The organism is Salmonella sp. SG203 (assembly GCF_013350575.1).
Lineage (GTDB): Bacteria > Pseudomonadota > Gammaproteobacteria > Enterobacterales > Enterobacteriaceae > Salmonella > Salmonella enterica.
This window is the reverse complement of the sequence record NZ_SNMT01000002.1, coordinates 590,375-616,672: the sequence shown is the minus strand read 5'-3', so window position 1 is coordinate 616,672 and position 26,298 is coordinate 590,375. Positions and strand designations below refer to the sequence as shown.

General features: G+C 52.7%; 24 protein-coding genes and 3 pseudogenes. 8 read left to right on the top strand and 19 right to left on the bottom strand.

The window, feature by feature from the left end:
• From HV477_RS06090 to HV477_RS06080, 3 genes and pseudogenes are all read right to left on the bottom strand, one after another.
• A pseudogene (locus tag HV477_RS06090) lies at positions 1-61 on the bottom strand (GtrA family protein); the annotation flags it as partial.
• Positions 62-485: 424 nt separating this feature from the next.
• Positions 486-695 carry a copper-binding protein gene (locus HV477_RS06085; RefSeq protein ID WP_114063938.1) on the bottom strand — a complete coding sequence of 70 codons (210 nt, stop codon included), beginning with the start codon at positions 693-695 and terminating at the stop codon, positions 486-488.
• A gap of 234 nt (positions 696-929) precedes the next feature.
• Positions 930-1,303, bottom strand: a pseudogene (locus HV477_RS06080) (ATP-binding protein); the annotation flags it as partial.
• A gap of 3 nt (positions 1,304-1,306) precedes the next feature.
• Between HV477_RS06080 and HV477_RS06075 the strand changes: the two are divergent.
• A pseudogene (locus HV477_RS06075) lies at positions 1,307-1,573 on the top strand (efflux RND transporter permease subunit); the annotation flags it as partial.
• 51 nt (positions 1,574-1,624) lie between these two features.
• Here the strand turns inward: HV477_RS06075 and rclR are convergent.
• Positions 1,625-2,479, bottom strand: a complete 855-nt coding sequence (rclR, locus tag HV477_RS06070; protein WP_079899206.1) for a reactive chlorine-specific transcriptional regulator RclR — start codon at positions 2,477-2,479, stop codon at positions 1,625-1,627.
• A gap of 215 nt (positions 2,480-2,694) precedes the next feature.
• On the opposite strand from rclR, the gene rclA reads away from it, so the two are divergent.
• From rclA to rclC, 3 genes are all read left to right on the top strand, one after another.
• The gene (gene rclA, locus HV477_RS06065; protein ID WP_023206881.1) at positions 2,695-4,020 is read left to right on the top strand and encodes a reactive chlorine resistance oxidoreductase RclA; all 1,326 of its coding nucleotides are present in this window, start codon (positions 2,695-2,697) and stop codon (positions 4,018-4,020) included.
• 156 nt (positions 4,021-4,176) lie between these two features.
• Positions 4,177-4,413 carry a reactive chlorine resistance periplasmic protein RclB gene (gene rclB / locus HV477_RS06060; RefSeq protein WP_000922168.1) on the top strand — a complete coding sequence of 79 codons (237 nt, stop codon included), beginning with the start codon at positions 4,177-4,179 and terminating at the stop codon, positions 4,411-4,413.
• 12 nt (positions 4,414-4,425) lie between these two features.
• Positions 4,426-4,986, top strand: coding sequence for a reactive chlorine resistance membrane protein RclC (gene rclC, locus HV477_RS06055; RefSeq protein WP_000362177.1), 561 nt, complete (start codon positions 4,426-4,428; stop codon positions 4,984-4,986).
• 78 nt (positions 4,987-5,064) lie between these two features.
• On the opposite strand, the gene HV477_RS06050 is transcribed toward rclC, so the two are convergent.
• A complete protein-coding gene (locus HV477_RS06050; protein WP_001033456.1) occupies positions 5,065-6,240 on the bottom strand; it encodes a DnaJ family molecular chaperone in 1,176 nt (391 codons plus the stop codon).
• A 325-nt stretch (positions 6,241-6,565) separates the two neighbouring features.
• On the opposite strand from HV477_RS06050, the gene pheP reads away from it, so the two are divergent.
• Complete coding sequence (gene pheP, locus HV477_RS06045) at positions 6,566-7,960, top strand: phenylalanine transporter (protein WP_079899205.1); 1,395 nt, start codon at positions 6,566-6,568, stop codon at positions 7,958-7,960.
• Between the two features lie 41 nt (positions 7,961-8,001).
• Here the strand turns inward: pheP and HV477_RS06040 are convergent, their stop codons facing one another.
• Positions 8,002-9,249 carry a mechanosensitive ion channel family protein gene (locus tag HV477_RS06040; protein ID WP_001156964.1) on the bottom strand — a complete coding sequence of 416 codons (1,248 nt, stop codon included), beginning with the start codon at positions 9,247-9,249 and terminating at the stop codon, positions 8,002-8,004.
• A 310-nt stretch (positions 9,250-9,559) separates the two neighbouring features.
• Here HV477_RS06040 and HV477_RS06035 point away from each other — a divergent pair, with 310 nt between their 5' ends.
• Together HV477_RS06035 and HV477_RS06030 are read left to right on the top strand one after the other, a co-directional pair.
• Entirely contained in the window at positions 9,560-11,530 is a 1,971-nt protein-coding gene (locus HV477_RS06035) for an autotransporter outer membrane beta-barrel domain-containing protein (protein ID WP_079899204.1), read from the top strand.
• Positions 11,531-11,696: 166 nt separating this feature from the next.
• On the top strand, positions 11,697-14,426 hold the full coding sequence (locus tag HV477_RS06030; protein WP_001031465.1) for a sigma 54-interacting transcriptional regulator: 2,730 nt from the start codon (positions 11,697-11,699) through the stop codon (positions 14,424-14,426).
• 127 nt (positions 14,427-14,553) lie between these two features.
• Here HV477_RS06030 and HV477_RS06025 read toward each other — a convergent pair whose 3' ends face one another.
• The 9 genes from HV477_RS06025 to HV477_RS05985 form a co-directional block, all read right to left on the bottom strand.
• Entirely contained in the window at positions 14,554-15,540 is a 987-nt protein-coding gene (locus HV477_RS06025) for an SIS domain-containing protein (RefSeq protein WP_079899203.1), read from the bottom strand.
• A gap of 66 nt (positions 15,541-15,606) precedes the next feature.
• Positions 15,607-16,650, bottom strand: coding sequence for an SIS domain-containing protein (locus HV477_RS06020; RefSeq protein ID WP_077248445.1), 1,044 nt, complete (start codon positions 16,648-16,650; stop codon positions 15,607-15,609).
• A gap of 32 nt (positions 16,651-16,682) precedes the next feature.
• Positions 16,683-17,537: a PTS system mannose/fructose/sorbose family transporter subunit IID gene (locus HV477_RS06015; RefSeq protein ID WP_000005802.1), complete on the bottom strand. Its 855-nt coding sequence runs from the start codon at positions 17,535-17,537 to the stop codon at positions 16,683-16,685.
• Positions 17,538-17,539: 2 nt separating this feature from the next.
• Positions 17,540-18,283: a PTS mannose/fructose/sorbose/N-acetylgalactosamine transporter subunit IIC gene (locus tag HV477_RS06010; RefSeq protein WP_000927523.1), complete on the bottom strand. Its 744-nt coding sequence runs from the start codon at positions 18,281-18,283 to the stop codon at positions 17,540-17,542.
• Positions 18,284-18,297: 14 nt separating this feature from the next.
• Entirely contained in the window at positions 18,298-18,768 is a 471-nt protein-coding gene (locus HV477_RS06005; RefSeq protein ID WP_000594177.1) for a PTS system mannose/fructose/N-acetylgalactosamine-transporter subunit IIB, read from the bottom strand.
• Complete coding sequence (locus tag HV477_RS06000) at positions 18,746-19,195, bottom strand: PTS sugar transporter subunit IIA (RefSeq protein WP_001216659.1); 450 nt, start codon at positions 19,193-19,195, stop codon at positions 18,746-18,748. Before HV477_RS06000 ends, HV477_RS06005 begins: the two co-directional genes overlap by 23 nt.
• 199 nt (positions 19,196-19,394) lie before the next feature.
• Positions 19,395-20,048, bottom strand: coding sequence for an oxygen-insensitive NAD(P)H nitroreductase (gene nfsB, locus HV477_RS05995; RefSeq protein ID WP_000355879.1), 654 nt, complete (start codon positions 20,046-20,048; stop codon positions 19,395-19,397).
• Positions 20,049-20,144: 96 nt separating this feature from the next.
• Positions 20,145-20,513 carry an MmcQ/YjbR family DNA-binding protein gene (locus HV477_RS05990; protein ID WP_000348999.1) on the bottom strand — a complete coding sequence of 123 codons (369 nt, stop codon included), beginning with the start codon at positions 20,511-20,513 and terminating at the stop codon, positions 20,145-20,147.
• Positions 20,513-21,094: a TetR/AcrR family transcriptional regulator gene (locus HV477_RS05985; protein ID WP_000113609.1), complete on the bottom strand. Its 582-nt coding sequence runs from the start codon at positions 21,092-21,094 to the stop codon at positions 20,513-20,515. The genes HV477_RS05990 and HV477_RS05985 overlap by 1 nt, the downstream gene beginning before the upstream one ends.
• A gap of 288 nt (positions 21,095-21,382) precedes the next feature.
• On the opposite strand from HV477_RS05985, the gene HV477_RS05980 reads away from it, so the two are divergent.
• Entirely contained in the window at positions 21,383-21,724 is a 342-nt protein-coding gene (locus HV477_RS05980; RefSeq protein ID WP_000155631.1) for a RamA family antibiotic efflux transcriptional regulator, read from the top strand.
• 5 nt (positions 21,725-21,729) lie between these two features.
• Here the strand turns inward: HV477_RS05980 and HV477_RS05975 are convergent, their stop codons facing one another.
• The 4 genes from HV477_RS05975 to HV477_RS05960 form a co-directional block, all read right to left on the bottom strand.
• Complete coding sequence (locus HV477_RS05975; RefSeq protein ID WP_000682497.1) at positions 21,730-21,978, bottom strand: DUF1158 family protein; 249 nt, start codon at positions 21,976-21,978, stop codon at positions 21,730-21,732.
• Between the two features lie 66 nt (positions 21,979-22,044).
• The gene (locus HV477_RS05970) at positions 22,045-23,163 is read right to left on the bottom strand and encodes a YbdK family carboxylate-amine ligase (protein WP_079899202.1); all 1,119 of its coding nucleotides are present in this window, start codon (positions 23,161-23,163) and stop codon (positions 22,045-22,047) included.
• An 11-nt stretch (positions 23,164-23,174) separates the two neighbouring features.
• Complete coding sequence (entD, locus tag HV477_RS05965) at positions 23,175-23,879, bottom strand: enterobactin synthase subunit EntD (protein WP_079899201.1); 705 nt, start codon at positions 23,877-23,879, stop codon at positions 23,175-23,177.
• 46 nt (positions 23,880-23,925) lie between these two features.
• Complete coding sequence (locus tag HV477_RS05960) at positions 23,926-26,181, bottom strand: TonB-dependent siderophore receptor (protein ID WP_079899200.1); 2,256 nt, start codon at positions 26,179-26,181, stop codon at positions 23,926-23,928.
• Positions 26,182-26,298: the final 117 nt, after the last annotated feature.

The window sequence follows — 26,298 nt, the reverse complement described above, 5'->3', positions numbered from 1 at the left end:
CCCAATGAATAAGCGTGTTAAGAACACCGATCGATGTGTACTTAGCGAATAACTTCAACATTATGAAAATCAGCGGATTCGGAAAGGTCTGGAGTGTAGCACTACAAATTGTTTTGATCGATATAAACGATCAATAATGTGATATTTGATAGTTTAAACTTATTGTTATCTTATTAATTGATCGTTGTTACCGATCAATTGGAGCTACTGATTGCTAAGTGGTTTGGGACAAAAACGGTACACACAAAGCTTTGCATCGGCTTGCAAGGCTTTGCATGTTTTTCGAAGATGGGGCGAGTGTGAGTGCCGTAGTAATGGGATAACTTGTTGTTAGCTCAAGTAGTTCCAGAAACATCTAAGCCGTGGGTCGCAGGTTCGAATCCTGCAGGGCGCGCCATTTAACCTCTCAAAATTACGTTAATCCGTAAGCTTCTGCGGCGGCGACGTTGCGCCATCCGCAGTACGTGACGCTAATATGCAAATAACTAATTGCGTTTAATCTGTTTATGGTGCTCCTCAGCCTGGATCTCGTGGGCGAAAGAATGGGCATTATTCATCGATTGATGGATGACCATTGCTTTTTCATAGTCGTCCATTTCAGAAAAGGGTGTCGCATTTTCCACAGCGGTCGGGGCGCTGAGTTTCTGTGTCTGAGCCATTTGCTGATGCGCGAAGGCGTCACCGTTATTCATCATCTCATGCGCCGTGGCGGATAATTGGCGGGATTCCATTTTCTCTGCGGTGTTTACGCCAGCTGAAATAAAAAACGACAGCTAAAAGGGATGCAAACTTATTCATCTTATTTCTCCGGTGTGGGTTAATAAGAGAAATAATAAAACAGTCGTTGGGTCTGGCGCTTGACGGGATAATGACGATTATATCAGATTATTTTGCTGGCTAGTGATAGCGCCTTTCACTATCGCTACAGTTCAACGGAGGTGTTTGGGTAATGTCAAAATAAAACGGGTAGCGCGCGTATCGGAGGTGACAGAAACTTTTTCCTGATGCGCAATGACGATGGATTTTACAATTGCCAGGCCTATACCGCGGTCTTCCCCTTTACGCTGGCGGGAGGGATCAACGCGATAAAAACGATCGAAAAGGCGCGGCAATGTTCCGGCGCGATTGGCGTACCGGGGTTTTCAACAATAATATGTATCTGGTCGTCCGCTTCTTTTATCCGAAGAGTAATGGTTTTACCCAGCGGCGTATAGCGCATCGTATTAGAGAGTAAATTACTGATCGCTCTGCGCAGCATGATGGGATCGCCGGTGATTCAGCAGGCGCGGCCTTCAAAGCGCAAGCTCCCAACACCTTTTCGGCAGAAAAACTCGATGAGGCGCTTTACCACGGGGCGGTGCGCCGGGGGCGGTCAAAAGCCATGACGGTAGCGGTGATTATCGCCGGTCTGCTGCCTGTTTTATGGAGGACCGGCGCGGGTTCTGAGGTGATGAGCCGTATTGCCGCGCCGATGATCGGCGGCATGATTACCGCGCCGTTGCTGTCGCTGTTCATCATTCCGGCAGCCTACAAGCTGATGTGGCTGCGCAGGCATCGTCGCCTTGCGGCATAACGTGTGTCGCCCGCCTGCGGCAGTCAAACTGTAGGCGGGTTCAGTATACGTTTATCGTCCGAGCGCGCTGACCCGTTTGCGGTACTCGCCTGGTGTACAACCGAATTCACGGACAAAAGCTTTGTGAAAAGAAGATTCGCTCGCATAACCTACCGACTCGGCAATCACCATCACCGGCAGCGCTTCACGCGACAGGGTCTGGGCGGCGATTTGCAGGCGCAGCGTTGTTAACACGGCTAAGGGCGTCGTCGCGGACACGTCGCGAAATAGCTGGGCGAAGCTCGCCCGCGACATGTGTACCCGTTGCGCCAGCGTTTCGACCGTCCAGGGATGCGCCGGTGTTTCCAGCATGTGAAGGATCACGCGGCCCAGCCGGGGATGCAGCAATAAATTGAGCACGCTTTTCGCCGTGCCAGCCTGCGATAGCCAGTCGCGAACGGCGAGGGTAAACAGCGTGGCGCACTGCTGACTGTATAAGACCTCAGCGCCGGGTAAATGGCGTTCTGACTCCTGCTGTAACAGGAAAATGGCGGCGTTAAGCCAGATACTGGCGGGGCTATGCGGCGGCGGGGCAAGACATAACACTTCCGGCAACGCGGTAAGGAAATAACGTGACGTCGTGTGCAGACGTAGACTACCGCACACGATATGTGTCGGTGATTCGCCAGACTGGCGCAAACGGTGGGCGGAGTTTTGCGGCAGAATCACCACCTTTCCCGGCGTAAGCGTCATGGCGTCGCCGGTAGGCATTTCCAGTTGCGCTTCGCCCTGCGTAACGGTATGCCAGCGAATCACCGATAGTTCGCCAGCGGCGTGCGGCAACTGCCAGTCGCCGCCTAACGGGCAATTCTTGTCGATTGAGCCCTGAGGGGCGTTAAGCGTCAATAGCCGACTAAGCGCATCCATATAGACTCCAGAACAGATTCTTTTTCAAAAATAGGGATAACCATTTCTGTCTCTGATCACTATATTTCGGACTCAATGTCATTTCTACTCTTGTTTTTGCTAACCGCTAATTTAGACGATAAGACAAAAATTGGCGCGTTACGGATAACCCTGTCTTTTTTGACGTTATTTATACTTGTCCTGACAAACAGATGGTGATTTGGCGGAGAAAGAAGATGACACAGTATCAGGCGCTCATTATTGGTTTTGGCAAGGCAGGAAAAACGTTGGCGGCAACTCTGGCGAAGACGGGATGGCGCGTGGCGATTATCGAACAGTCCGCCAGTATGTTTGGCGGAACCTGCATCAACATTGGCTGTATTCCAACGAAAACGTTGGTGCATGATGCGGAACGTGAGGGCGATTTTTCTGTCGCCATGCAACGCAAAGCGGCGGTCGTAAATTTTTTACGCGACAAAAATTTTCATAATCTTGCCGACCTGGACAATGTCGATGTGATTGAGGGAAGGGCGGAGTTTATTGATAACCATACCTTACGGGTATTTCAGGCGGACGGCGAGCGGGTGTTACGGGGAGAAAAGATCTTCATTAATACTGGCGCAGAGTCGGTGATCCCGGCTATTACGGGCTTAACAACGACGGCAGGGGTGTTCGATAGCACCGGACTACTCAGCCTGAGCCAGCGTCCGGCGCGCCTGGGGATTTTAGGCGGTGGTTATATTGGCCTTGAATTTGCCTCAATGTTCGCCAACTTCGGTACGAAGGTCACTATCTTTGAAGCAGCGCCGCAATTCCTGCCTCGTGAAGATCGGGATATCGCGCAGGCAATTACCCGTATTTTACAGGAAAAGGGCGTCGAGCTGATTTTAAACGCCAACGTACAGGCCGTATCCTCAAAGGAGGGCGCGGTACAAGTAGAAACGCCGGAAGGCGCGCATCTTATGGATGCCCTGCTGGTGGCGTCGGGGCGAAAACCGGCGACGGCTGGCTTACAGTTGCAGAACGCCGGCGTGGCGGTGAACGAACGCGGCGGGATCATCGTGGATGATTACCTGCGTACCACGGCGGACAATATCTGGGCGATGGGCGACGTTACCGGTGGGTTGCAGTTTACCTATATTTCACTGGATGATTTTCGTATTGTACGCGACGGGTTATTGGGAGATGGCAAACGCAGTACCCGCGATCGCCAGAATGTTCCGTATTCCGTCTTTATGACGCCGCCGCTCTCTCGTGTCGGGCTGACGGAAGAACAAGCGCGGGCAAGCGGCGCAACGGTGCAGGTGGTGACATTACCGGTGGCGGCGATCCCTCGCGCCCGTGTTATGAACGATACCCGTGGCGTACTAAAAGCGGTAGTGGACGTGAATACGCAGCGTATTGTAGGGGTGTCATTGTTATGCGTCGATTCTCATGAAATGATTAATATCGTTAAAACCGTTATGGATGCAGATTTACCTTATACGGTGTTACGCGACCAGATATTTACCCATCCTACAATGAGTGAGTCTTTAAACGATCTCTTCTCTCTCATTAAGTAAAACATAAATAATGTAGCCCTGTTAATCAGGGCTTTTTTTTGCCTGTCAGACCATAAAAATACGCCAGGACAAATATGCTGGCGTCTGAAAGAAAAGGCTTTAGTCAGGCGTAACGTATTATAACACCATTGAAATAACCCACGACTGGAAATCTCGATGTTAAAAGTTACCACGCTTATTGCTTCATTATTGGCTGCGCCGCTGGCATTTTCCGCCTCCGCCCAGCCGCTAACTGACGTTGAATATATCAGCGTTTCTGCGGTGGCAGCAACGCCGTCAATGCTTGAAGACGCTATTGCCAGACTGGCGCAAAGTAAACAGGCGTCGTCATGGAAAATAACGTCCATGCGTATTGATAATACGGGTTACGCCACTGCGATATTATATAAATAAGGAGAGCCTGAGATGGATAAATATCTTCGTCTGTTAAGTCAGGGGGATCGGCTGGGATTAACATTAATTCGCCTGAGTATCGCCATCGTTTTTATCTGGATTGGACTACTAAAATTTGTGCCCTATGAGGCAGACAGTATTACCCCGTTTGTGGCGAACAGCCCGTTTATGTCTTTTTTCTATGAACATCCGGAAGAATATCGTCAGCATCTGACTCATGAGGGCGAACTAAAACCGGAGGAACGCGCCTGGCAAACGGCCAATAATACGTATGCGTTTTCGGATGGTCTGGGCGTGGTGGAATTGATTATCGCGGCGCTGGTACTGGCTAACCCTGTCAGCCGCTGGTTAGGGCTGGCGGGCGGCGTGCTGGCATTCCTGACGCCATTTGTCACGCTGTCGTTTTTGATCACCACGCCGGAGGCCTGGGTTATGCCGCTGGGCGATGCGCATTATGGTTTTCCGTATTTATCGGGCGCCGGGCGGCTGGTATTAAAAGATACGTTAATGCTGGCAGGTGCGGTGATGATCATGGCGGACTCCGCCCGTTCGTTACTTTTACAGCGCCAGTAGCGACCCTCTTACCCTCTTTATGCCGCGATTCGTCGGGTGGCGCTTGCGCCATCCGACAATGTGTTGATGAATGATGGACTACCCTGCCAGAAGTTCCTGTTCCACCTGTTGAACCTGCGCCTCCAGCGTATTGCGAATTTCGGTTAGCGCCCGTTCCTGCTCGGAGAAATAGGCTTCCTTATCCGCAACGGAAGAGGCGAGCCGCCAGGCGTTTTCTGTTTCCAGCTGCGTTATCTCTTTCAACAGCGCGTCGATTTGCGTGCGGAGCTGGCGTATTTTATGGCGCAGATGTTCCAGGTTATTGAGCCTGTCGCTTGCCATCATCGGTTCCAGACCGCTTTGCAGCTGCGTCAATAACGCGCGAATTGCCGCCAGATCGGCATTCTGCCGCGCCTGATTAAGTTGTACCATCATCTGGTGCGCTTTTTCTTTTAATTCATCGGCGACCACATCCGGGTGACACAGGCGGCTGGCCTGACGCCACAAACGTTTTAATTCACTGCGTTCGTCTGCCGACAAACGTTGATCGCGGGCGTAGCGGAATTGCGCTTCCTGCTGCTGCTCCCGGTACTGGTGATAGTCCTGTTCCGCATTTTCCTGCGCCTGGCGGAATGCGCTGTCGTCCTGATGGGAAAAATCTGCTTCCAGCTCGCGAATTTCCGCCAGCAACGCGGTGATTAACTCCGTCTGCTGCTGGATTCGCTGACGGATGCCCACCGCTTCGCGCGAGGCGGCATTCAATCCTGTCCACTGCTGTTTTAGCGTTGCCAGTTGATCCACGGCCTGGGAAATAAATTGCAGGCAGGATTGATAATCCTTTTCCCGGCGTTTTATTTCGGCTTCTTGCTTACGCTGCATACTCACCGCGAGCTGTTTACGCAACTCCAGAATACGGCTCATCAACGGCCCGAGACGCAGATGATAGAGGTCGTTGAAATCGTCGAGGATTTGTACCCGCGCATTTCGTTTGTCAATCAGATCGCGAAGTTGGGCTTCAAGCGCTTTCAGCTCCAGCTTACTGGCGGCAATAGAGGGATCTTGCCACGTCGAGAGCGCCCGTTGAGCCTGTAGCCAGGCGGCGATCTCTTGCATGGCGTCACTGAATCGACGAGCTTCAATCGCCTGGGCAATCGCGCTGATTACGGCATCCTGCGGCTCATTTTTCAGGTAGATGAGCTGCTGACGGATAATCTCTTCGTCCTCAAGTTCGATGGCGCTTTTGATGATCTCTAAACGTTTGATGATCTTATTCATGACGTTGATGCCTGGCGTGGCTCAAAAACGGATAACAGATACCAGGTCTGATTCACCTTTTTGAAAATACTGAAAAAATACTAAATGTATTCTGTAGGGTGTCGTACTTTTCGTCCAGAGTTATTCACATATTTTATACTCGGCGTCTGTCACCCGTAACGTTCTATATCGGCGCGCACTCTTTTCTTTTTACTCCCCGCGACATCTTTTTTTACACGATAACGTTAACGTCCGGAGTTGAGCCTTGACAAACGATTGCGCCTTGCGGCAGCGAGAGCGAAATGTTAAAAGGTGCCCCTCAATAAAAACGATACAGGGGTAGGACGTGAAAAACGCGTCAACTGCATCCGGCGCCAGCGTGTCGGATGCCGCGTCGAAGAATGAACCGACGCTTCAGCGGGGGTTGAAAAACCGCCATATTCAGCTAATTGCGCTGGGCGGCGCCATTGGCACCGGACTGTTTCTGGGCATCGGCCCGGCGATTCAAATGGCGGGGCCGGCTGTTTTGTTGGGCTATGGCGTTGCCGGGATTATCGCTTTTCTCATTATGCGCCAGTTGGGTGAAATGGTCGTGGAAGAGCCGGTTTCCGGATCGTTTGCCCACTTCGCCTGGAAATATTGGGGGCCGTTTGCGGGCTTTTTGTCGGGTTGGAACTATTGGGTCATGTTTGTGCTGGTCGGGATGGCGGAGCTGACCGCGGCGGGCATCTATATGCAGTACTGGCTGCCTGACGTACCAACATGGGTATGGGCGGCGGCGTTTTTTATTATCATTAATGCCGTGAATCTGGTGAACGTTCGTCTGTATGGCGAAACGGAATTCTGGTTCGCGCTGATTAAAGTGCTGGCGATTATCGGCATGATAGGTTTTGGTCTGTGGCTGCTGTTCTCCGGCCACGGCGGCGAACATGCCAGCATTGATAACCTCTGGCGTTATAACGGTTTCTTCGCTACCGGTTGGCATGGTTTGCTTCTGTCGCTGGCGGTGATTATGTTTTCTTTTGGCGGACTGGAGCTGATCGGCATTACTGCGGCGGAAGCGCGCGATCCGCAAAAAAGCATCCCGAAAGCGGTGAATCAGGTGGTATACCGTATTTTGCTGTTCTACATCGGTTCGCTGGTGGTGTTGCTGGCGCTCTATCCGTGGGTAGAGGTGAAATCCAATAGCAGCCCTTTTGTGATGATCTTCCATAACCTGGACAGTAATGTGGTGGCTTCGGCGCTGAATTTCGTTATTCTGGTCGCGTCGCTTTCGGTATATAACAGCGGCGTTTATTCGAATAGCCGAATGCTGTTCGGCCTGTCCGTACAAGGCAACGCGCCGAAATTTTTAACCCGCGTCAGCCATCGCGGCGTACCGGTGAACTCGCTGATACTTTCCGGAGCGATTACCTCGCTGGTGGTGCTGATCAACTATCTGTTGCCGCAAAAAGCGTTTAGCCTGTTGATGGCGCTGGTTGTCGCGACGCTATTGCTAAACTGGATAATGATCTGTCTCGCGCATTTACGTTTTCGCGCGGCGATGCGTCGTAAAGGGCGCGAGACGCAATTTAAGGCGCTGTTCTATCCCGCCGGAAACTATTTGTGCATTGCGTTTCTGGCGCTGATTCTGGTGTTAATGTGTACGATGGACGATATGCGATTGTCGGCGATTTTGCTGCCGGTATGGATTGTATTCCTGTTTATCGCGTTTACCGTTTTGCGCCGTAAGGCTCATTAACTTTTTTGCCCGATCCCATGCTCATGCGATCGGGCAATCCATTAATGCCGCAATGTCCCTGACAGCGCGCGAATATCGCTGCCGGTCGGCGTCTGATGAATACGCAAGCCAAACTCTTCCACCACGGCAAAAATATGGTCGAAAATATCGGCCTGAATGCTCTCATATTCCAGCCACACGACGGTATTGGTAAAGGCGTAGATCTCTATCGGCAAACCATGATCGTCAGGCGCCAGTTGGCGTACCATCAGCGTCATATCTTTACGGATGCGCGGATGGTGGCGTAAATATTCGTTCAGATAGGCGCGAAATGTTCCGATATTGGTCATTCGGCGGTGATTTAAGGCTGATTCCGGCGCATCCAGTTGTTTATTCCATTCATCGATTTCCTGATGACGGCTGGTAAGATACGGCTTTAACAGTTGCGCGGTTAATAGCCGCTGTTTTTCATCATCATCCAGAAAATGGATACTGGTCGCGTCAATATTAATGCTGCGTTTAATCCGGCGTCCGCCGGACGCAGACATGCCGCTCCAGTTTTTGAACGAGTCGGAAACCAGCGACCAGGTGGGTATGGTGGTGATGGTATTATCCCAGTTTCGTACTTTTACCGTGGTTAAGCCAATATCAATGACCGCGCCATCTGCGCCATATTTCGGCATTTCCAGCCAGTCGCCCAGTTTGAGCATATCGTTGGCGGAAAGCTGTATACCGGCAACCAGGCCAAGAATCGGGTCTTTAAAGACCAGCATTAATACCGCGGCCATCGCGCCAAGCCCGCTGATTAAAATTGCTGGTGACTGGCCAATCAGCAGTGAGATCATCAGAATGCCGACGATAATTGCGCCGATGAGCTTAATACCCTGAAATATTCCTTTTAGCGGTAACTGAGAGGCGGCGGGCCATTTTTGCGATAGATTGAAAATCACGTCCAGCAAGGAAAATAACGACAGCAGGGCGTAGGTCATAATCCATAACTGCGCGCAGGTCGTCAGGATATCCGCTGCCTCACTGCCTTTTTGTAGCCAGAGCGCGGCCTGAATATTGACAATGATGCCTTGCAGCGTAAAAGCCAGACGATGGAATAATTTATTCTGGGTAATAATTTGCAGCCACAGGCGGGAACTGGCGATGGCGCGTTTTTCGAAAGCGCGCAGTACTATCCAGTGCAAAATAATATGCACGACAACTGCTGTCAGAAAAATAATACCAAATATCACCACCAGCGATGTGGTGTGATTCATTTCAATTCCCGCTAAATCTTCTACCTGGGATATCAATTCCTGCATAATCTCTCCTTTATAAACAGCAGCCTATGATGACTGCTGAATGGCATTTATGCAAATCAGGACGCCTGCGCTTCAGGCATAATCAGCAACAGACGGGTAAAAGCGCCTCTGGGTTTATCCATACGCTATATTTTATCCAGCGCCCTATAAACGTTGTTATTTTACGCGGTTCCCTCTTTTTGAACAGGCGCCAGTCCGTCAACAATGAATGAAAACTTTTTAACCAGAATGTTTAAAACGATTGCAATATCTCTGTCGGATAATGATTAGCACCGTCGTACCTATCAACAATAACATTAAGGAACATCGGATGACCCAAAAGCGTACCCTGCTAAAATACGGCATACTCTCGCTGGCGCTGGCCGCGCCATTATCTGCCTGTGCGTTTGACTCTCTTACGGTGATCGGCGATAGCCTTAGCGATACCGGAAATAACGGTCGCTGGACCTGGGATAGTGGTCAAAATAAGCTCTACGACGAACAGTTGGCCGAACTATATGGGCTGGCATTAAGCCCTTCCAGCAATGGCGGCTCTAATTATGCCGCCGGCGGCGCGACGGCGACCCCGGAATTAAACCCGCAGGATAATACCGCCGATCAGGTACGGCAGTGGCTTGCCAAAACGGGGGGAAAAGCCGACCACAACGGTTTGTATATTCACTGGGTCGGCGGAAACGATCTGGCGGCGGCCATCGCGCAACCAACCATGGCACAGCAAATAGCCGGTAATAGCGCCACTAGCGCGGCGGCGCAGGTAGGGCTGTTACTGGATGCCGGCGCCGGGCTGGTCGTGGTGCCAAACGTACCGGATATTAGTGCGACGCCAATGCTTCTGGAGGCGGTAATCACCGCCGGGCTGGGCGCAGCGGCGCCCCCGGCGCTAAAAGCGGCGTTAGAGGCGCTGGCGGAGGGCGCTACGCCCGATTTCGCCAGTCGGCAACAGGCGATCCGCAAGGCGTTGCTGGCGGCGGCTGCAACGGTAAGCAGCAATCCGTTTATTCAGCAACTGCTCGTTGAACAACTGCTGGCGGGCTATGAAAAGGCGGCAGAGCAGGCGTCAGCTCTGACCGATTATTATAATCAGATGGAAGAGAAGGGGCTGGAGCAACACGGCGGCAATATAGCCCGTGCCGATATCAACGGCCTCTTTAAGGAAATTCTTGCCAACCCGCAGGCGTTTGGTCTGACAAATACCGTAGGTATGGCCTGCCCGCCGGGCGTATCCGCTTCGGCGTGCTCCTCGGCAATGCCAGGATTTAATGCGTCGCAGGACTATCTGTTTGCCGATCATTTACATCCCGGTCCGCAGGTCCATACCATTATTGCGCAATATATTCAGTCGATCATTGCCGCGCCGGTACAGGCGACATACCTGAACCAAAGCATTCAGTCGATGGCGCAAGGCAGTCGTACCACGCTTGACAGCCGTTATCAGCAGCTTCGCCAGGGGGAAAACCCTGTCGGTTCGCTGGGCATGTTCGGCGGATACAGCGGGGGATATCAACGTTATGATAATAATGAGGCCGACGGGAACGGTAATCATAATAATCTGACGGTTGGCGTCGATTATCAGCTTAACGAGCAGGTTCTGCTGGGAGGGCTGATAGCCGGTTCTCTGGATAAGCAACATCCTGACGATAATTATCGTTATGATGCCCGCGGTTTTCAGGCCGCCGTATTCAGCCATTTACGCGCCGGTCAGGCGTGGCTGGATAGCGATTTACACTTTCTGTCCGCTAAATTCAGTAACATTCAGCGCAGTATAACGCTCGGTGCGCTAAGACGGGTGGAAGAGGGCGAAACCAACGGTCGGCTGTGGGGCGCGAGGTTAACCAGCGGTTATGATTTTGTCATGGTGCCGTGGTTAACGACCGGACCGATGCTGCAATATGCATGGGATTACAGCCACGTTAATGGTTATAGCGAGAAGCTCAATACCAGTACATCAATGCGTTTTGGTGACCAAAACGCCCATTCGCAGGTGGGTAGCGCTGGCTGGCGTCTGGATCTTCGCCACAGCATCATTCACTCCTGGGCGCAGATTAATTATCGCCGTCAGTTTGGCGATGATACGTATGTGGCGAACGGCGGCCTTAAATCGACCGCGCTGACGTTTAGCCGCGACGGAAAAGCGCAGGATAAAAACTGGGTTGATATCGCGATTGGCGCAGATTTTCCGCTGTCGGCAACGGTGTCCGCTTTCGCCGGGCTGGCGCAAACGGCAGGGTTAAGCGATGGCAATCAAACCCGTTATAACGTTGGGTTTAGCGCCCGATTTTGATGACACGCCAGGGAGGGCCAACCCCGTTCGTTCGTGACACGATGAGCCGAAAGCGCAACGGTAAGTTTTATAAAAAGTAAGTATTTTCAAAAATGTGGGTGAAGCCTGTGACGTCGTTTGTAAATTATCGTATAAGCGGAGTTTACGTTTTTGGCGGGGCGCAGGTATGAATAAAGAGTCCATATTTCGTCAGTTGGAGCTACGGCTAGCCGGATGTTCACTAACAGCTGACGCGTTAAGCGCGTTTAGCGCAATGGCGATTGCCGACAGTCTCAGGCAAAAACGCAGCATTATTAGTCACCATCTTAATAACTTGCATCGTGAGCAGCGGGTGGTCAAAGTGAATAGCCGCCCGGTGCTGTTCCTGCCCGTCGAGGCGCTACGTCGTCACCACCGGCTGGTGGTTCGACAGGGGGATTACGCGTCCATTCAGGCGCTGTGCGCGGAGCGGCAGGACAGTCTGGAGCTGCTCATTGGCGCGCAGGGCAGCTTGCAGGAGTCCCTGCGTCAGTGTAAGGCGGCGATCAGTTATCCCGGCGCGGGCTTGCCTTTGCTGCTGCGCGGCCCGACGGGGACAGGAAAAAGTTTTTTGGCGCGTCAGCTTTGGCAGTACGCCATCGAGCAGGGCATTTTGCCCCCGGAGGCGCCCTTTACCGTGTTTAACTGCGCCGAATATGCTAATAACCCGGAATTGCTGACGTCAAAATTATTTGGTCATGCCAAAGGTGCTTTTACCGGCGCAGACAGAGCGGTATCCGGGTTAATTGAGACCAGTAATGGCGGCGTATTGTTTATCGATGAAGTGCACCGTTTACCGCCGGAAGGGCAGGAAAAACTGTTCCATTTTATGGATAACGGCACCTGGCGTCGCTTAGGCGAAAGCAGCGATGAACGCAGCGCCACGGTACGCCTGATATTCGCCTCTACCGAAGATCTGGAAAAGCACTTTCTGGCGACATTTATTCGCCGGATACCGGTCATTGTCAAAATTCTGCCTATCGCCGAACGCGGACAGTATGAGCGGCTGGCGTTTATTCACCATTTTTTTCGTCGCGAGGCGCAGCGTCTTCATCACGATTTGTCGCTGGATAGTGAAATTATCAGCCAACTGATGCAGGAGACCCTGGAAGGGAATGTCGGCGGCCTGGAAAATCTCATTCGTAATATTTGCGCCAGCGCCTGGACTTTCGGCCAGCGTGACGATGGGGTACTGGAAGTAAAAGCCGGGCAACTGCCGGATCGTCTGCTGGTGGAGGTGCCCTTTACCGTTCCGCAGACGGCGGAACGCGTCATGATTTATCGCGAAGGTGGCGTTTTTCCGCGAGTTTCCGGTCAGCATCAGGAATATTTACGGTTGACGGAAAACATTTGCGGCCTGTGCGAAGAGCTGGCGCAGGAGAATATTTCCGCACGGACGTTTGACAAGCTGGTCTATCAAAACCTCACGTTATATCTCGATGCCTTAATGAATAAAGAGAGCCCTCGCGCTCGTCAGGACAAGCGGCTGCGTTTTATCGAAGATGTCGGGAAAGCGATCGCTGCACATTACGATCTCGAACTGAATGCGGAATTCGCTTATCTCACTGGACGTTACCTTACCAGCCTGCCGTTAACGCCGGTGGAGGCGTCGCCATCGGTTCGCCATGTGATGCTGCGCTGGCTGGAGGAGGCGCCGGGGCTGGCGCAGCGTGTGGCGCAAAAACTGCTGGACGTGGTAAATAATAAATATGATTTGTTGATCGACACGCTCGACAGACTGGTCGTGGCGGCCATCGTCAGTAATGCCATTGACGCCACCAGCGGCGGTAAGGTAAAAGCGCTGATCATCGCGCATGGTTATTCGACCGCCAGCAGCATTGCAGGCGTGGCGAACCGTCTGATTGGCGAAAAGATTTATCATGCGATGGATATGCCGATGGAGGTCGCGTTTAGCGATGTCAGCCGGGCCATTGTCGATTATCTCCAGCATACGGATACCCGCGCAGGCGTCATGGTGCTAATCGATATGGGATACACCAAAGAGATCGCCGATGCGCTTTTGAGCGTAATTCATGGCCCGCTGGTGGTGGTCGATAACGTTACGACGCGTCTGGCGCTGAACGTGGCCAGCGAGATCGCGCTGCAAAAAAACATCGAACAGATCGCCGAAGAGATCGTCCCGTTAAATCAGTCGCGCTGGGATGTCTTCTGGCCCGCGCAGAAAAAAGCGCGCGCGCTGCTGGTGACCTGTATTACCGGCATCGGGACGGCGTTTAAATTTAAAAATTTGATGGAAAAAAGTCAGTTGACCGACTTTGATATTAATATTATCGCCTGTGAATATACCCGTCTGAAAAACAGCCGGATGGCGGCCTCGTTGCTGAATCAGTATGAAGTGATTGCGGTTGTCGGCACCATTGACCCGCAGCTGGCGGGTGTTCCCTGGGTGGGGATTGAAGAGCTGCTTGGCGAGCAGGGGTATGCGCATTTAAGTCAGTTATTAAGCGGTTATCTTAACGATAAACAAATTGCGTTAATTAATAAAAATATGGTTCGCGAATTTTCGTTGCATAATGTGGTTAATTCGTTGACCATTCTCAATGCCAATAAGACGATAGGGCATATCGAAACGATTATTGCCGAATGGCAAAATACGCTGGGCTTCAGCTTTAATAATAATTTGATTATTAGTTTATATGTTCATTTGAGCTGTATGATTGAGCGGCTGGTCATGCGCAATGAAATTACCCACTATAAAAACATGACGGAATTTAACGAGCGGCATGGTGAATTTATCGCGATGGTAAATCATTCGTTTCAGCGGTTGAAAATTCTTTATAACGTGGCGCTGCCGGTAGCGGAAATTGGCTATATTCACGATATTTTCGAATTACGGATAGAGGATTTTCGCTGGTAGCCGCGGTAGTTCAGGAAAAAAGGGGCGCTAGCGCCCCGCAGAAGAAAGGCCTGATGGCGCTACGCTTATCAGGCCTACAGATCGCTTTGTAGGCTGGATAAAGCGAAGCCGCCATCCGGCATAACTATTAATATTCAACTTTCCACATATACCGGCGGGTGGTCAGTGGGTGATTACGGGCTGTCGCCAGAGCGAGGTTATAAACGTCCAGCACACAGTTGTGCAACAGACCGCAGAAGTATTCGCCAACGTCGGTGGACAGATCCTGAATGCCGAGTTTATCCGCATCGATCAACTGCAGTTTTCCCTGATAGCGTTCAATAAAGCGAATCGCACGATCGTCCAGCGGGCGAGTGCGACCACTGCTTTGCAGCAATATAAACGGCGTGCCCGGCTCGGTGATTTCGAACGGTCCGTGGAAATACTCTCCGCTATGTATGCTGGCGGAGTTGATCCACTGCATTTCCAGCAGAATACAGATAGACTCTTGATGCGCGGCGCCGAAAGAGGGGCCGCTGCCCATCATATAGACCACCTTCTCATCCTTCCATTCGGCGGCGAAACGCTGAGCATCTTCTTGTACCTGCCGTTGGGCGCCGTGAATAACGTCGCTAAAGCGCCCAAACGCGCTGACTAACTCATCGTATTGCGCATAGCCCTCTGTTTGGGCGAGAATTTCCAGCGCCAGCCACAGGCTGTATGCGGCTTTTTGTTGTGCAGGGTCGACCGTTTCCGGATAACGCGCCCACTGATATTCAATGATGTAGTCGCTGTATTCGCACAGTGGCGTGTCAGGTTGGTAAACCAGACCGATGGTCGCCGCCCCTTTTTCACGCGCCACGCGGGCGGCTGCGACGGTTTCCGCCGTATTGCCCTGCTGCGAGGCGAGAATAACGACGCTATTTTTTCCTAATGCTTTTGGTGTGGCGTGGACAAATTCATTACTGGTGATATAACCGACAGCCAGTTTTGACGCTTCACAGTCCAGAAAGTATTTCCCTGGCCAGAAGCCGGTTAATGAACCGCCGCAGCCGACAAACCAGACGCGTTCAATGTTTTGTTTACCTAAAATATCGCTAATAATACGGTGGGCATTTTCATGAGCAACAGACATATTTATCTCCTTAGCGTGTAGCGCGTCCTCCGCAACAGCGCGGATAATAACGAGCATTAATAAAAATTAAATTTCTTGCTTACTTTTCATTTTTTGATGGAATTGCGGATCTTTGGGTATCGCCGGATTAATGCCTTTTTGCGGGGGTAATATCGCGCATAGCATTTGCAGCGGAATGATATATTCAAAGACGGCAAAGTCCTCATCATTGACAAACGGGAAATTCAGATTCAGACCATTATTTTCTACCTGCGGGCCGATGCGGTAAATAGACGGCGTCCACTCACTGAGTATTTGCGCCAGCCGATCCTGACGCGCGTCAGGCTGCGGGTCGAGCATAATGAGTGCGGATTGCGCATTAAAGGCATTGTAAATACCGTGAATAAACTCCTCGAATTCGTAGCCCGACACCGGGCAGCGCAACGTCTCCAGCATCTTGAGCGCACCCTCCTGCACCGTACCGAACAGCGTTGCCGGGCCGGTCAGACGAATATCTGCGCTATCGCGCAGCGCCAGCGCATTGGTTTGCGCCCACGCCTGCGAGGCGGTAATCAGCGCGGGCAGGTGGTTAAAGGTCTTTTCCATCCGTAGCAGCAGTGACCGGCGCTGTTCGCCGTCCAGCCGCTGTTGCTGCCCGGCGACGGCGAGCGCCAGCAGCATCAAATTGAGAACCGTGCAGTGATAGCCTTTTGTTTTCGCGCCAGCGGTTTCTTCGCCGCAGGGAACGGTAAGGATATAATCCGCCGCCCGGTCGATAGTCGCAGGCGCCACGCCAGCCATTGAGGCGGTGATATGACCAACATTGCGGGCGCGCTCCATCGCCGCCAGCGTTGAGAGGCTGCCGCCGCCCTGGGAGATGCCGACAACCAGCGCCTTGCCGCTGCGGGCAAGCGTCTCGTCGTCAAGCATAAACGGCCAGCAGACATCCACCGGCAATGCGCACCAGCGCTGCATAAACGCGCGAGCGGTCAGCGCGCCGTGGTATGACGTGCCGGAGCCTGTCAGAATAATGCGGGTGACGCCGCGTTCCGTTAGCGCCTGCGCCGCGCGCCAGAGATCTTCCCGCGTCTGCGTCAGCATCTCCAGCAGGCGAAGGGGCGTCTCGTTCATATAGTCTTCTACTTGCATAGTGTTACCTCTCGTCAAAGCAGGCCCAGCGCGCTGGCAAGAAGCCCAAACGCGACGGTGCCTAACAGGATCCAGTTAATGTTCACGCCCTTACGGATAAGTTTGTACATGCCAAGCGTGAAGAGCAGCGGCAGCAGGGAAGGGAGGATTTTGTCAATAAAATCCTGCACTTTCATGGTAGTCTGCCCGGCGGTAAAGCTCAGCGGGGTTGTAATGTCGATCATGCTGGCGGTCATGGCGCCGACGACCATCAACCCGACGATTGACGCGATATAAGTCACCCTGTCCATCAGCCCGCTTTGCCAGAGGCGCATCAGCCAGGTGGTCCCCGCCCGGTAGCCCAGCTTGAGGGCGTACCAGCGGCAGAGGATGTGCGGAATGTTATAGACCAGTAGGGCGAGAATCGGCCCCAGAATGCTGCCCTGCTGGGCAAAGTAGATCCCCATCCCGGCGGCGATAACTTTCAGCGATCCCCAAAAGATGGAATCGCCGATCCCGGCCAGTGGCCCCATCAGGCTGGTTTTAACGGCATTGATCGACTCTTCGTTAAAGTCCGGGTTGCGTTGATTTTCCTCCTCCATCGCAATCGACAGGCCAAAGACAAACGTTGACAGATGCGGCGTGGTATTAAACAGCACCAGATGGCGCTGTAAGGCGCGCCCCAGTTCGGCGGGGTCCTGGTAGATACGCTTTAGCGCTGGCGACATAGCGAAGGCATAGCCCATATGCTGCTGGCGTTCATAGTTCCACGATCCTTGCAACGTAAAGGAGCGCCAGAAAACGCTGCGTAAATCGCGGGCGGTGATGCGGCTTTCGCTTTGCGAGTGAGCCTGTGCGTCGTCGATCAGGGTCTGCGTCACTTCACTCATGATTAGCCCTCCTGTTGGGATGTGTTAAGAAACTGGCTGATAATGAAAGCCAGCACCACGGCAAACAGCGCGATGGCGATGATGTCCAGTTTGGTATATGCGGCGATCAGAAAGCCCAGCCCAAGGTAAGGCATTAATTTGCTGCTAAGCATCATGCTGATCAGCAACGCGAAACCCAGCGCCGGCAAAATCTTACTGGCGACAACCAGGCCATTGGTAATAAAGGCGGGAATGGCGTCGAGGAACCAGGTGACGGCGGCAGAACCGAGCAAAATGGCGAAAAAGACCGGCAGAAAACCGCTTAGAAAATAGAGCAGCGTTGGGCCTCCCAGGTGCATAACGGCAACCATCCGGGTATTACCCTGCGCCGCATAACGATCGGCCATGTGGCCAAAGCGGGCGTTAACCACGCGCACCAGGACGCCGAGGGTCTGCGCCAGCATAGAGATAGGAATCGCGATGGTCAGCGCCGCTTCGGGCCCGCGCCCGGACATAATAGAAAACGCGGTCGCCAGCACCGAACCGGTGACGACATCAGGCGGTACCGCGGCGCCGATAGCGACATTACCTAAAAAGATCAGTTCCAGCGTCGCGCCGATCAGAATGCCTTCGTGTAAATTGCCGCAGACCAGACCGGTGAGGGCGCACATCACCAGCGGACGGTCAATCATCGACACGCCGAGTAAACGCCCGTCAAGAATGCCCAGTGCGGCAATCAGGCCGAGCAGCGTTGCGGTGAGCAACATAGTGACCTCCGGGTTCAGAGTTTATCGTTAAGCAATTCGGCGGAATGAGCCGGAACCTGGCGCATTTCCAGACGGATGCCTTTGGCTTTTAGCGCCTGGCTATCGGCAATCTCCTGCTCGGTCAGGTATATGGCTTTGCCGAACTGCTGCGCGCCCTCTTTTTGCGCGATACCGCCGTAGTTGATAACGCTAATCCCTGGCACTTTCTCGACGAAGGCGAGGGTTTCGGCGGTATTTCCCAGCACCACCATCACTTTTTTGTGATCCAGCTTGCCGCTGGCGAGTTTTTCCGCCGCCTGTTCCACCGTGATAATGTCCAGCGACACGCCAGCGGGTTTTGCCAGACTTAATGACATAGAGACAAACGCGTCGCCGGCGGCGTTGGCGTTAGCGACGATGATATGGTCGATATCCAGCGCCCGGGTCCAGGCGAAGACCACCTGGCCGTGCAGCAGGCGGTAATCAATGCGCACTAATTTGATCATGGGATTCTCCCTGTAGGTCAGCGGATGGTTGTGTTATTAGCGTGTTGATAAAGACAATGGATTCACGCGCCGCATTGGTGGCGTAGGTAATGGCCGCGTCTGTGCTTTCTTCTTCACAGAGTAAAAACTCCAGCAACAGGGTCATGTTGACGCCAGCCACCACAAAAACGTGACGGTGACGCATCAGCACTTTCGCGGCGCTATTGTTGATGCTGCCGCCGAGCAGATCGGTAAACACCACCACTTCTTCGCCGTTGGCTTGCGCGATCAGATTTTCGAGGGTTTGTTCAAGCTGCTCCGTGGTGACAATATCGCCATCGTAGGCGCAAACCGGTGTCACGCCGTGTTCGTCGCCAATCAGCAGCGATAGACTGTTAATAAGTCCGCGGGCAAAAGGGCCATGGCTGGCTACATAAACATGTCTCACCCGTTTTCTCCTTCATCCAGATAGGGGGTATCCAGATATGGCAAACGGCGTGCCAGTTTTAAATGTTATTTATTTTCAATAAATTGAAAGAGGAAGTTAACACTAGCGATGTAAAACCTGGCACTTCGCGCCATTGATCATTGAGGAACCTGGCAGAAAGGTGAAAAAAGCCGGACGGGCGTCCGGCTTAGGCAGGGGATTAAACTTCCGTCAGTGTGGTTTCAAGCGGCAGACGTGATTTCGGCAGCCCGGCGTTGAAATCCTCGACGCTATGATGGCCGACCGGCACCACGACCAGACTGGTATAGCCTTTTTCTTTCAGACCAAATTCAGCGTCGAGCACCTCGGCGTCGAAACCTTCAATGGGGACGGCGTCGAGACCCATCGCGGCGACGCCCAGCAGAAAGTTGCCGACGTTCAGATAAACCTGCTTCGCCATCCACTGGTGGTCATCTTTCAGCGAGACGCGGTGCATATCGGCGAAAAAGCGGCGACCTTTATCATTTGCCGCTTTAGCTTCCGGCGTAGCGAAACGGCCATCAGCATCTTCCTGATCGACGACGCGCTCAAGCCATGCGTCATCCATTGCGGTTTTGGCGCAGAAGACCACCACATGGGAGGCGTCCAGCATTTTGCGTTCGTTGAACGTGTAGTTTCCGGCAGCGGATTTTGCTACGCGCGCTTTGCCTTCTTCCGTACTGGCGACAATAAAGTGCCACGGCTGGGAATTGGTGCTGGAGGGGCTGTACTGTAGTAGTGTTTTTATTTTATCCGCTTCTTCGGCGGTCAGTTTTTTGCTGGGATCGAACGCCTTAGTGGAGTAGCGCTGTAAGGCGACAGAAACGATATCCATAAATGCTCCTGGTTGGTTTAGTACCCTTTTGTATCAGCAGGGTACCGGGTTATCGGTAAAAAGATAAGGGAGGAAAATGCGGAAACGGTTATTGCATCAGCGCGGTCGCAGGCGCAGTTGCTCTCTTTTAGGCAGCCCGTCTACAACCAGATTCCATGAGTCATTTATCAAATCGTTGAGTAGCGAGACGGTGATATCCTCGCCCGCATAGACTGAAATCCAGTGTTTCTTATTCATGTGATAGCCAGGCGCAATGCTGGGGTAAATTTGTTGATTTACCAGGGATTTTTGGGGATCAGACTTCAGGTTCACCACTGGGCGACAGTGATGTTCAGTGAAAAGCATGAATATTTTGCCGCCGACTTTAAACACATCGTACTGTGGGCCGAAAGGCCAGCAGTGTTCGGTAAAAGGCAGTTCCAGCGCAAAGCGTTTTGCCCAGGCGTGCAGTGTTTGACCGTCCATTATTGCTCCTCGCGAGTCAGCGCGCGCCACATCGCTTCGAATCCCAGCGCAATATATTCGCCAGCGCGAGCGGGATCGCGCGCGGCGAAATCCATTGTTGTTTCAGCCAGCGCCAGAAAAAGGCCGTCGCCGAAGGCGCGGTATTCATCCGACATAAACACCATCAAAACGGAACGATGACATAAATCGCGCAATTCGGGGAACATATCGTCGGCCCGTTGTTCCGTCTCTTTGGTGAGCTTTTCGCTGACGGCCAGTTGACGGATCGCCCGATGGCGCGCGGGATGGTTCAGACCCCAACTGATGTAACTGTTCCAGATAAAACGAGTCATCATTTTGGCATCGGTAATGGATCGATCCAGCTCCATTATCATTGACTGGCAGAGATCCTGCTTTAAATGCAAATACAACGTGTTAATCAGCTCATCTTTGGTCGCGAAATAGCGAAACAATGTTCCTTCTGCAACACCTGCGTTACGCGCAATCACCGCCGTTGAGGCGGCGATACCGGATTGCGCTATCGCCTGGGTTGCCGCTTCCAGTAATGCTTGTTTTTTGTCTTCACTCTTCGGACGAGCCACTACACGTTACCCTTATGTCTGGAAAAACATGATTGAATCATGCCCGTTGTCGCGTCGCAACGGTGAATGTCAACCTTTGAAAAGTACCTTGACGGCGTATCTTTGCTTTCTATAATGAGTGCTTACTCACTTATAATCAAGGGCTGCCGCATGAAGTGGTAGAAAAGCATATTGCAGGCCATGCGATAAGCTGTCTCACAATTTGTGTGGTTATTACTATGCTTATTGCTGTTGCCGTAAATGTGCGGTGCGGGAGCCGCTGACGAGTTTGATAGAGGGGAGAGCACGATGACCATTTCCGCTCAGGTTATCGACACGATTGTCGAGTGGATTGATGATAATTTGAATCAGCCGTTACGTATTGATGATATTGCCCGTCATGCGGGGTATTCCAAGTGGCACCTGCAGCGCCTTTTTATGCAGTACAAAGGGGAGAGTCTGGGACGCTACGTGCGTGAACGGAAGCTAAAACTGGCGGCGCGCGACCTGCTCGACACCGACCAGAAGGTGTATGATATTTGTCTCAAGTATGGTTTTGATTCGCAGCAAACCTTTACGCGCATTTTTACCCGCACGTTCAACCTGCCGCCAGGCGCTTATCGTAAAGAAAAGCATGGCCGTACGCATTGAAATGTTTAATCGGCCAGCGAAAACCAGCGCCGCCAGATAAAGCGAATAACATAATATTCCAGCGCGCCGAGCAACAGAAACCATAAACAAAACAACAAAGTATAAAGCTGGTTGAGATCCATAAGATGAAAGATCCCGACCAGTTTTTGCGCCAGCGCAAGGCCGAGCGAAGGGGCGGGCAGCAGCAGGCTGGAGAGCAACGCCATCAGCAAAATACCGGCAGCGGTCATCAATGATTCAAGCGGGTGTTTCATGGCTTTGTTAAACGTAAGTTAAAACGCCATTGTCCGGGATATCGCCTGGTAAGGCAAATATGCTGTCTATTGTCCCGCCCAGATTTCACAATGTTTTTGTACCAGACCTATCAGCGATCCGCCGTCGGCAATAAACTCCCGCATATATTGCGCTTCGTTACCACCTTTTTTCACCTGCAGACGTAGCGCGTCAATGGCGCTGTCGGCGCCCAGCTTGCGCGCAGAGGGGGTAACGTTGTCCAGCAGACGCAGCGTATCATCTGCCAGGCGACGGCGGTCGCCGGTATAGACATCGGTTAGCACGCCCTCCAGACCATAGCGGCAAGCCTGAAAACGGTTGAATTTATATAACAGATAGTCTTGTTCCTGCGGTTTAAAGGGACGCTCGGTCAGCAGCCAGTGCGCGGTCGCCTGAATCAATCCTGCCATATTGATGGCATGATCAAGGGTGAGCGGCGTATCCATCACCCGAACTTCTACCGTGCCAAAGGCCGGGCTGGGGCGGATATCCCAGTGCAAATCTTTGATGCTGTCGATCATCGTGGTGTAAGACAGACGGCGAAATAGTCCGGCAAACTCTTGCCAGTTACTGACCCACGGCATGGGACCGTTATCGGGAAAAGCGGAAAAAATATTCAGGCGCGCGCAGGCAAAACGGGTGTCAGATCCTTGCATATAGGGAGACGCGGCGGAGAGCGCAATAAAGTGCGGCACAAAATGCGACAGCCCGTGTAAAAGATAAATCGCATCGTCGCCGTTCGCGCAGCCGACGTGGACATGCTGACCGAAAACCGTCGCCTGTTGAATTAAGTAGCCGAAATTTTCCAGCGTGCGTTGATAGCGCTCATTATCACAGACCTCCTGACGCTGCCATTTTTGAAAAGGGTGCGTACCGCCGCCGCAAATGCCGAGATGGTGTTCCGACGCCGCCTGTAAAATAACGTGCTGCATAGCAGAAAGTTGGGCCGCCGCCTGGTCAATATCGCGGCAGACGCCCGTGGCCATCTCCAGCATACTTTCGGTGATATCATGCTTAATTTCTCCCGCAGTAAGTTGGGGCTTAACGGCGTCGATCAGCGTAGAAGAGTCCTGACTTAAATCGTAGCCAGGTGGATTGATCACCTGCATCTCCAGCTCAATACCAAGCGTATAAGGTTCAGAAACGTGAAAATCATTCAGCGACATAGGGATCTCATTTATCGGGGTATTGCGCTAAGTATAGAAGCGGGAGCGCTCCTGTCGTGGGGAACGCGCGTTATTGCAGAAACAAGAGTAATAACGCTATTGCCACGTTGAAACCATTCTGTACGGACGGTACGTTCAGCCATCGTGGCGGCAAAGGCTGGCAGCAGATGTAACGAGACGTGCGTGGCGGTAAGCGAGGTAACTTTTGCGCTATTGAATCCCGGGAGCGTGACGCGGTCTGAAAAGGCTTTATAAACGCTCTCTTTGGCGGAGAAAGCCAGCGTCAGGGCAAGCGGAAAAGGGAGCGAGCTCGCCTGGAGAATTTGGCGCTCATCGCTATCAATAATGGACGGCGCCAGCTCTGTCGCCGTGTGCTGACTCATGATTTTTTCTATATCAATGCCGATACGCTGTCGGGATATGACGGCCAGCGCCGTTGTCGTACAGTGGCTGATGCTGCCAAATAGGCCGTCCGGCCATAGCGGCTGTCGCTTGTCGCCAATACCGGGCACCGCCCTGACGCCCACCTCGCGTAGCGCATGAACGGCGGTGATGCGGCCTGCCAGATGTTCAGCTTTACGCTTGTGTCCGGCAGACCGGAGCCGATCGTGATGAGGCAGCCATAACAGGTCGTGTTCGTGAAAGCTGCTCGCATCAAAGTCGACGATATGCAGCCTGTGTCCGGCAAAGGGAAGGGGAAAATGAGATGTCCGCATCGTTTTTTGCTAATTCCCTCCCCGAATGAGGGAGGGAAGGTTGCCATCAGAAATGGGTATTAATGCTCATATACCACGTACGCCCCGGTTCGTTATAGGTGTACGCGCCAGCGCCCGCCATATAAGCGCCAGTTTGCGTATCCCTGACGGTTTGCGCGTTACCTTCACGCCACAGACGTTTGTCAAAGAGGTTATCCACGCCACCGGTCAGGCTGACATTTTTGGTCACGTCCCAGGTCGCGCTCAGGCCAACAATACTGTATGGGCTGACCGCTTGCTTATCTGTTCCGGTAACGGGGTTACCCTGATAATCATATTTCTTCGGCTCTTGTTTGCCGTACCAGGTGAAGGTCGATTGCAGAGAAACGTCCTGACGTACCTGCCAGCTCAGGGTTGAGTTAAGCGTGTACTGTGGAATAATCGACAGGCGTTCGCCGGTCTCTTTGTTTTTACTCTGCAGCATATACGTAACGTTATTCGTCCATTTGACGGTGTCGCTAACCGGTACGTTTAACGTGCCTTCCAGACCTTCAACGACCGCTTTCGGCACGTTCTCCCACTGATAGACATCCGTTTTGCCGTTGTTGATACGCTGCATCGGCACCGTACCCGCTTCGATCTTATTGCGGTAGTCATTGCGGAACCAGGTGATGCCGGCCAGCCAGCCATCGCGTTTAAATTCCAGACCGATCTCTTTATTGATGCTGGTTTCGGCTTTCAGATCATCGTTACCCATCATATAGCAGCCGATGCCGGTACCCGCGCCAGTCGCGTAGCAACCCTGACCTTTACTGTACAAAATATAGTTTGGATTAGTCTGGTACAGACTCGGGGCTTTATAAGCGCGGGCGATTCCCATTTTCAGGGTAAAGTCATCCCCCAGACCTTGCGACAGGTTGAGGGACGGGCTCCAGTTATCCCCCACAATACTGTGATGATCGAAACGTAGCCCCGGCGTCAGCATGGTGCTGTCGGTCAGTTCCATGTTGTTTTCAGCAAACAGAGAGAAAATTTCCGCTTTTGAATAGGGGCTACGATTGGTACTGCTGTAACCCGGGATATTTCCCCCCATAAAGGTTTGCGAGTTGGAGAGCTCGTCTTTCATACGCTGTTGGGCCCATTCGGTACCCAGCGTCAGGTTTTGATTGACCAGCAGATCGAAAGGAAGGCTCACTTCGCTGTGTAGGGTGACGTCATTCAAATCGGCATCGGCATATTTTTGCGATGCTTTGGGATCGAAAATTCCTTCGGTGCCGCCTGCCAGGCCTTCCGGCATCCGGGAGTTACGGGTATGTTCGTATTGCACCCAGTTACTGGTGGTTACGCCATTATTCCAGCCGCCGTTCCAGGTCAGAGAGTAGTTCTGCCGATAGAGGCGGTTCGTCTCTTTTCCGTAATTATCTTTCACTAGTTGGTTCGTATTGGTGTTCTGAGTATCACCGGCATAGAGGTTGCCCTGGCGACTGTAACCGGCCTCCAGCTCCAGAGACTGAAGCGGAGCAAAATCCCAACGAACCACGCCGTTGATATCTTTGTTAATGACCCCCTCGCGTCCGGCTGGTAACGTGTCGGCGTAACTCCCGGTACGTTCAGACTGATGCCCCTGGTTAATATTACGCGCATCCGCCTGCGTTTTGTCGAGGTTGCCATACAGACGGAAGCTGAAATCCCCGCCCAGCGGGCCGTTCAGGCTAAAGTTAGTGCGTTTGGTCGCGCCTTCGTCTTTATGTTCCGGCGCGTTGAAATAGGTATTCCAGGAGCCGTGCCACTCGCTACCGCCTTTTTTGGTAATGATATTGACCACGCCACCCGCCGCGCCGTTACCGTAGCGTGCAGCGGCAGGGCCACGCAGCACTTCAATGCGTTCGATCATCTCCGGCGGCACCCACGCGGTATCGCCGCGGGTATCGCGTTCGCCGCGCCAGCCCAGGCGCACCGAGTTACGGCTGGTGACGGGTTTACCGTCTATCAGGATAAGGGTGTTTTCCGGCCCCATGCCGCGAATATCGATTTGGCGGTTATTCCCGCGCTGACCGCTGGTGGAGTTGCCGGTCAGGTTCACGCCCGGCATGGTGCGGATGATTTCTGACACGTCGCGCGCGGGCGGATTTTTGCGGATCTCATCGGCGGTGATAGTGGATACGCCAGGCGCCTGTAGGTTTTGCTGGGCAGCGGTCACCACGATGGTGTCTTCATTGGTGAGCACAGCGCTATCGGTTTTTTCTTCCGCCATCACGGGCAGAGCGGCCCCGTAAATCCCTAAATTGACCAGTAAGGTCAGGGAATGAATCTTCTTGTTCATTGTATATCCTGCTTTTCTTTAGCCACATAAGCCAAAGCGCCCGTCAAAGGCATTGGCCGGGTGGTGAAATTGTGTTCGCGCGTCCCATAGCGCGACAATACGCTATTGCAAATGCAA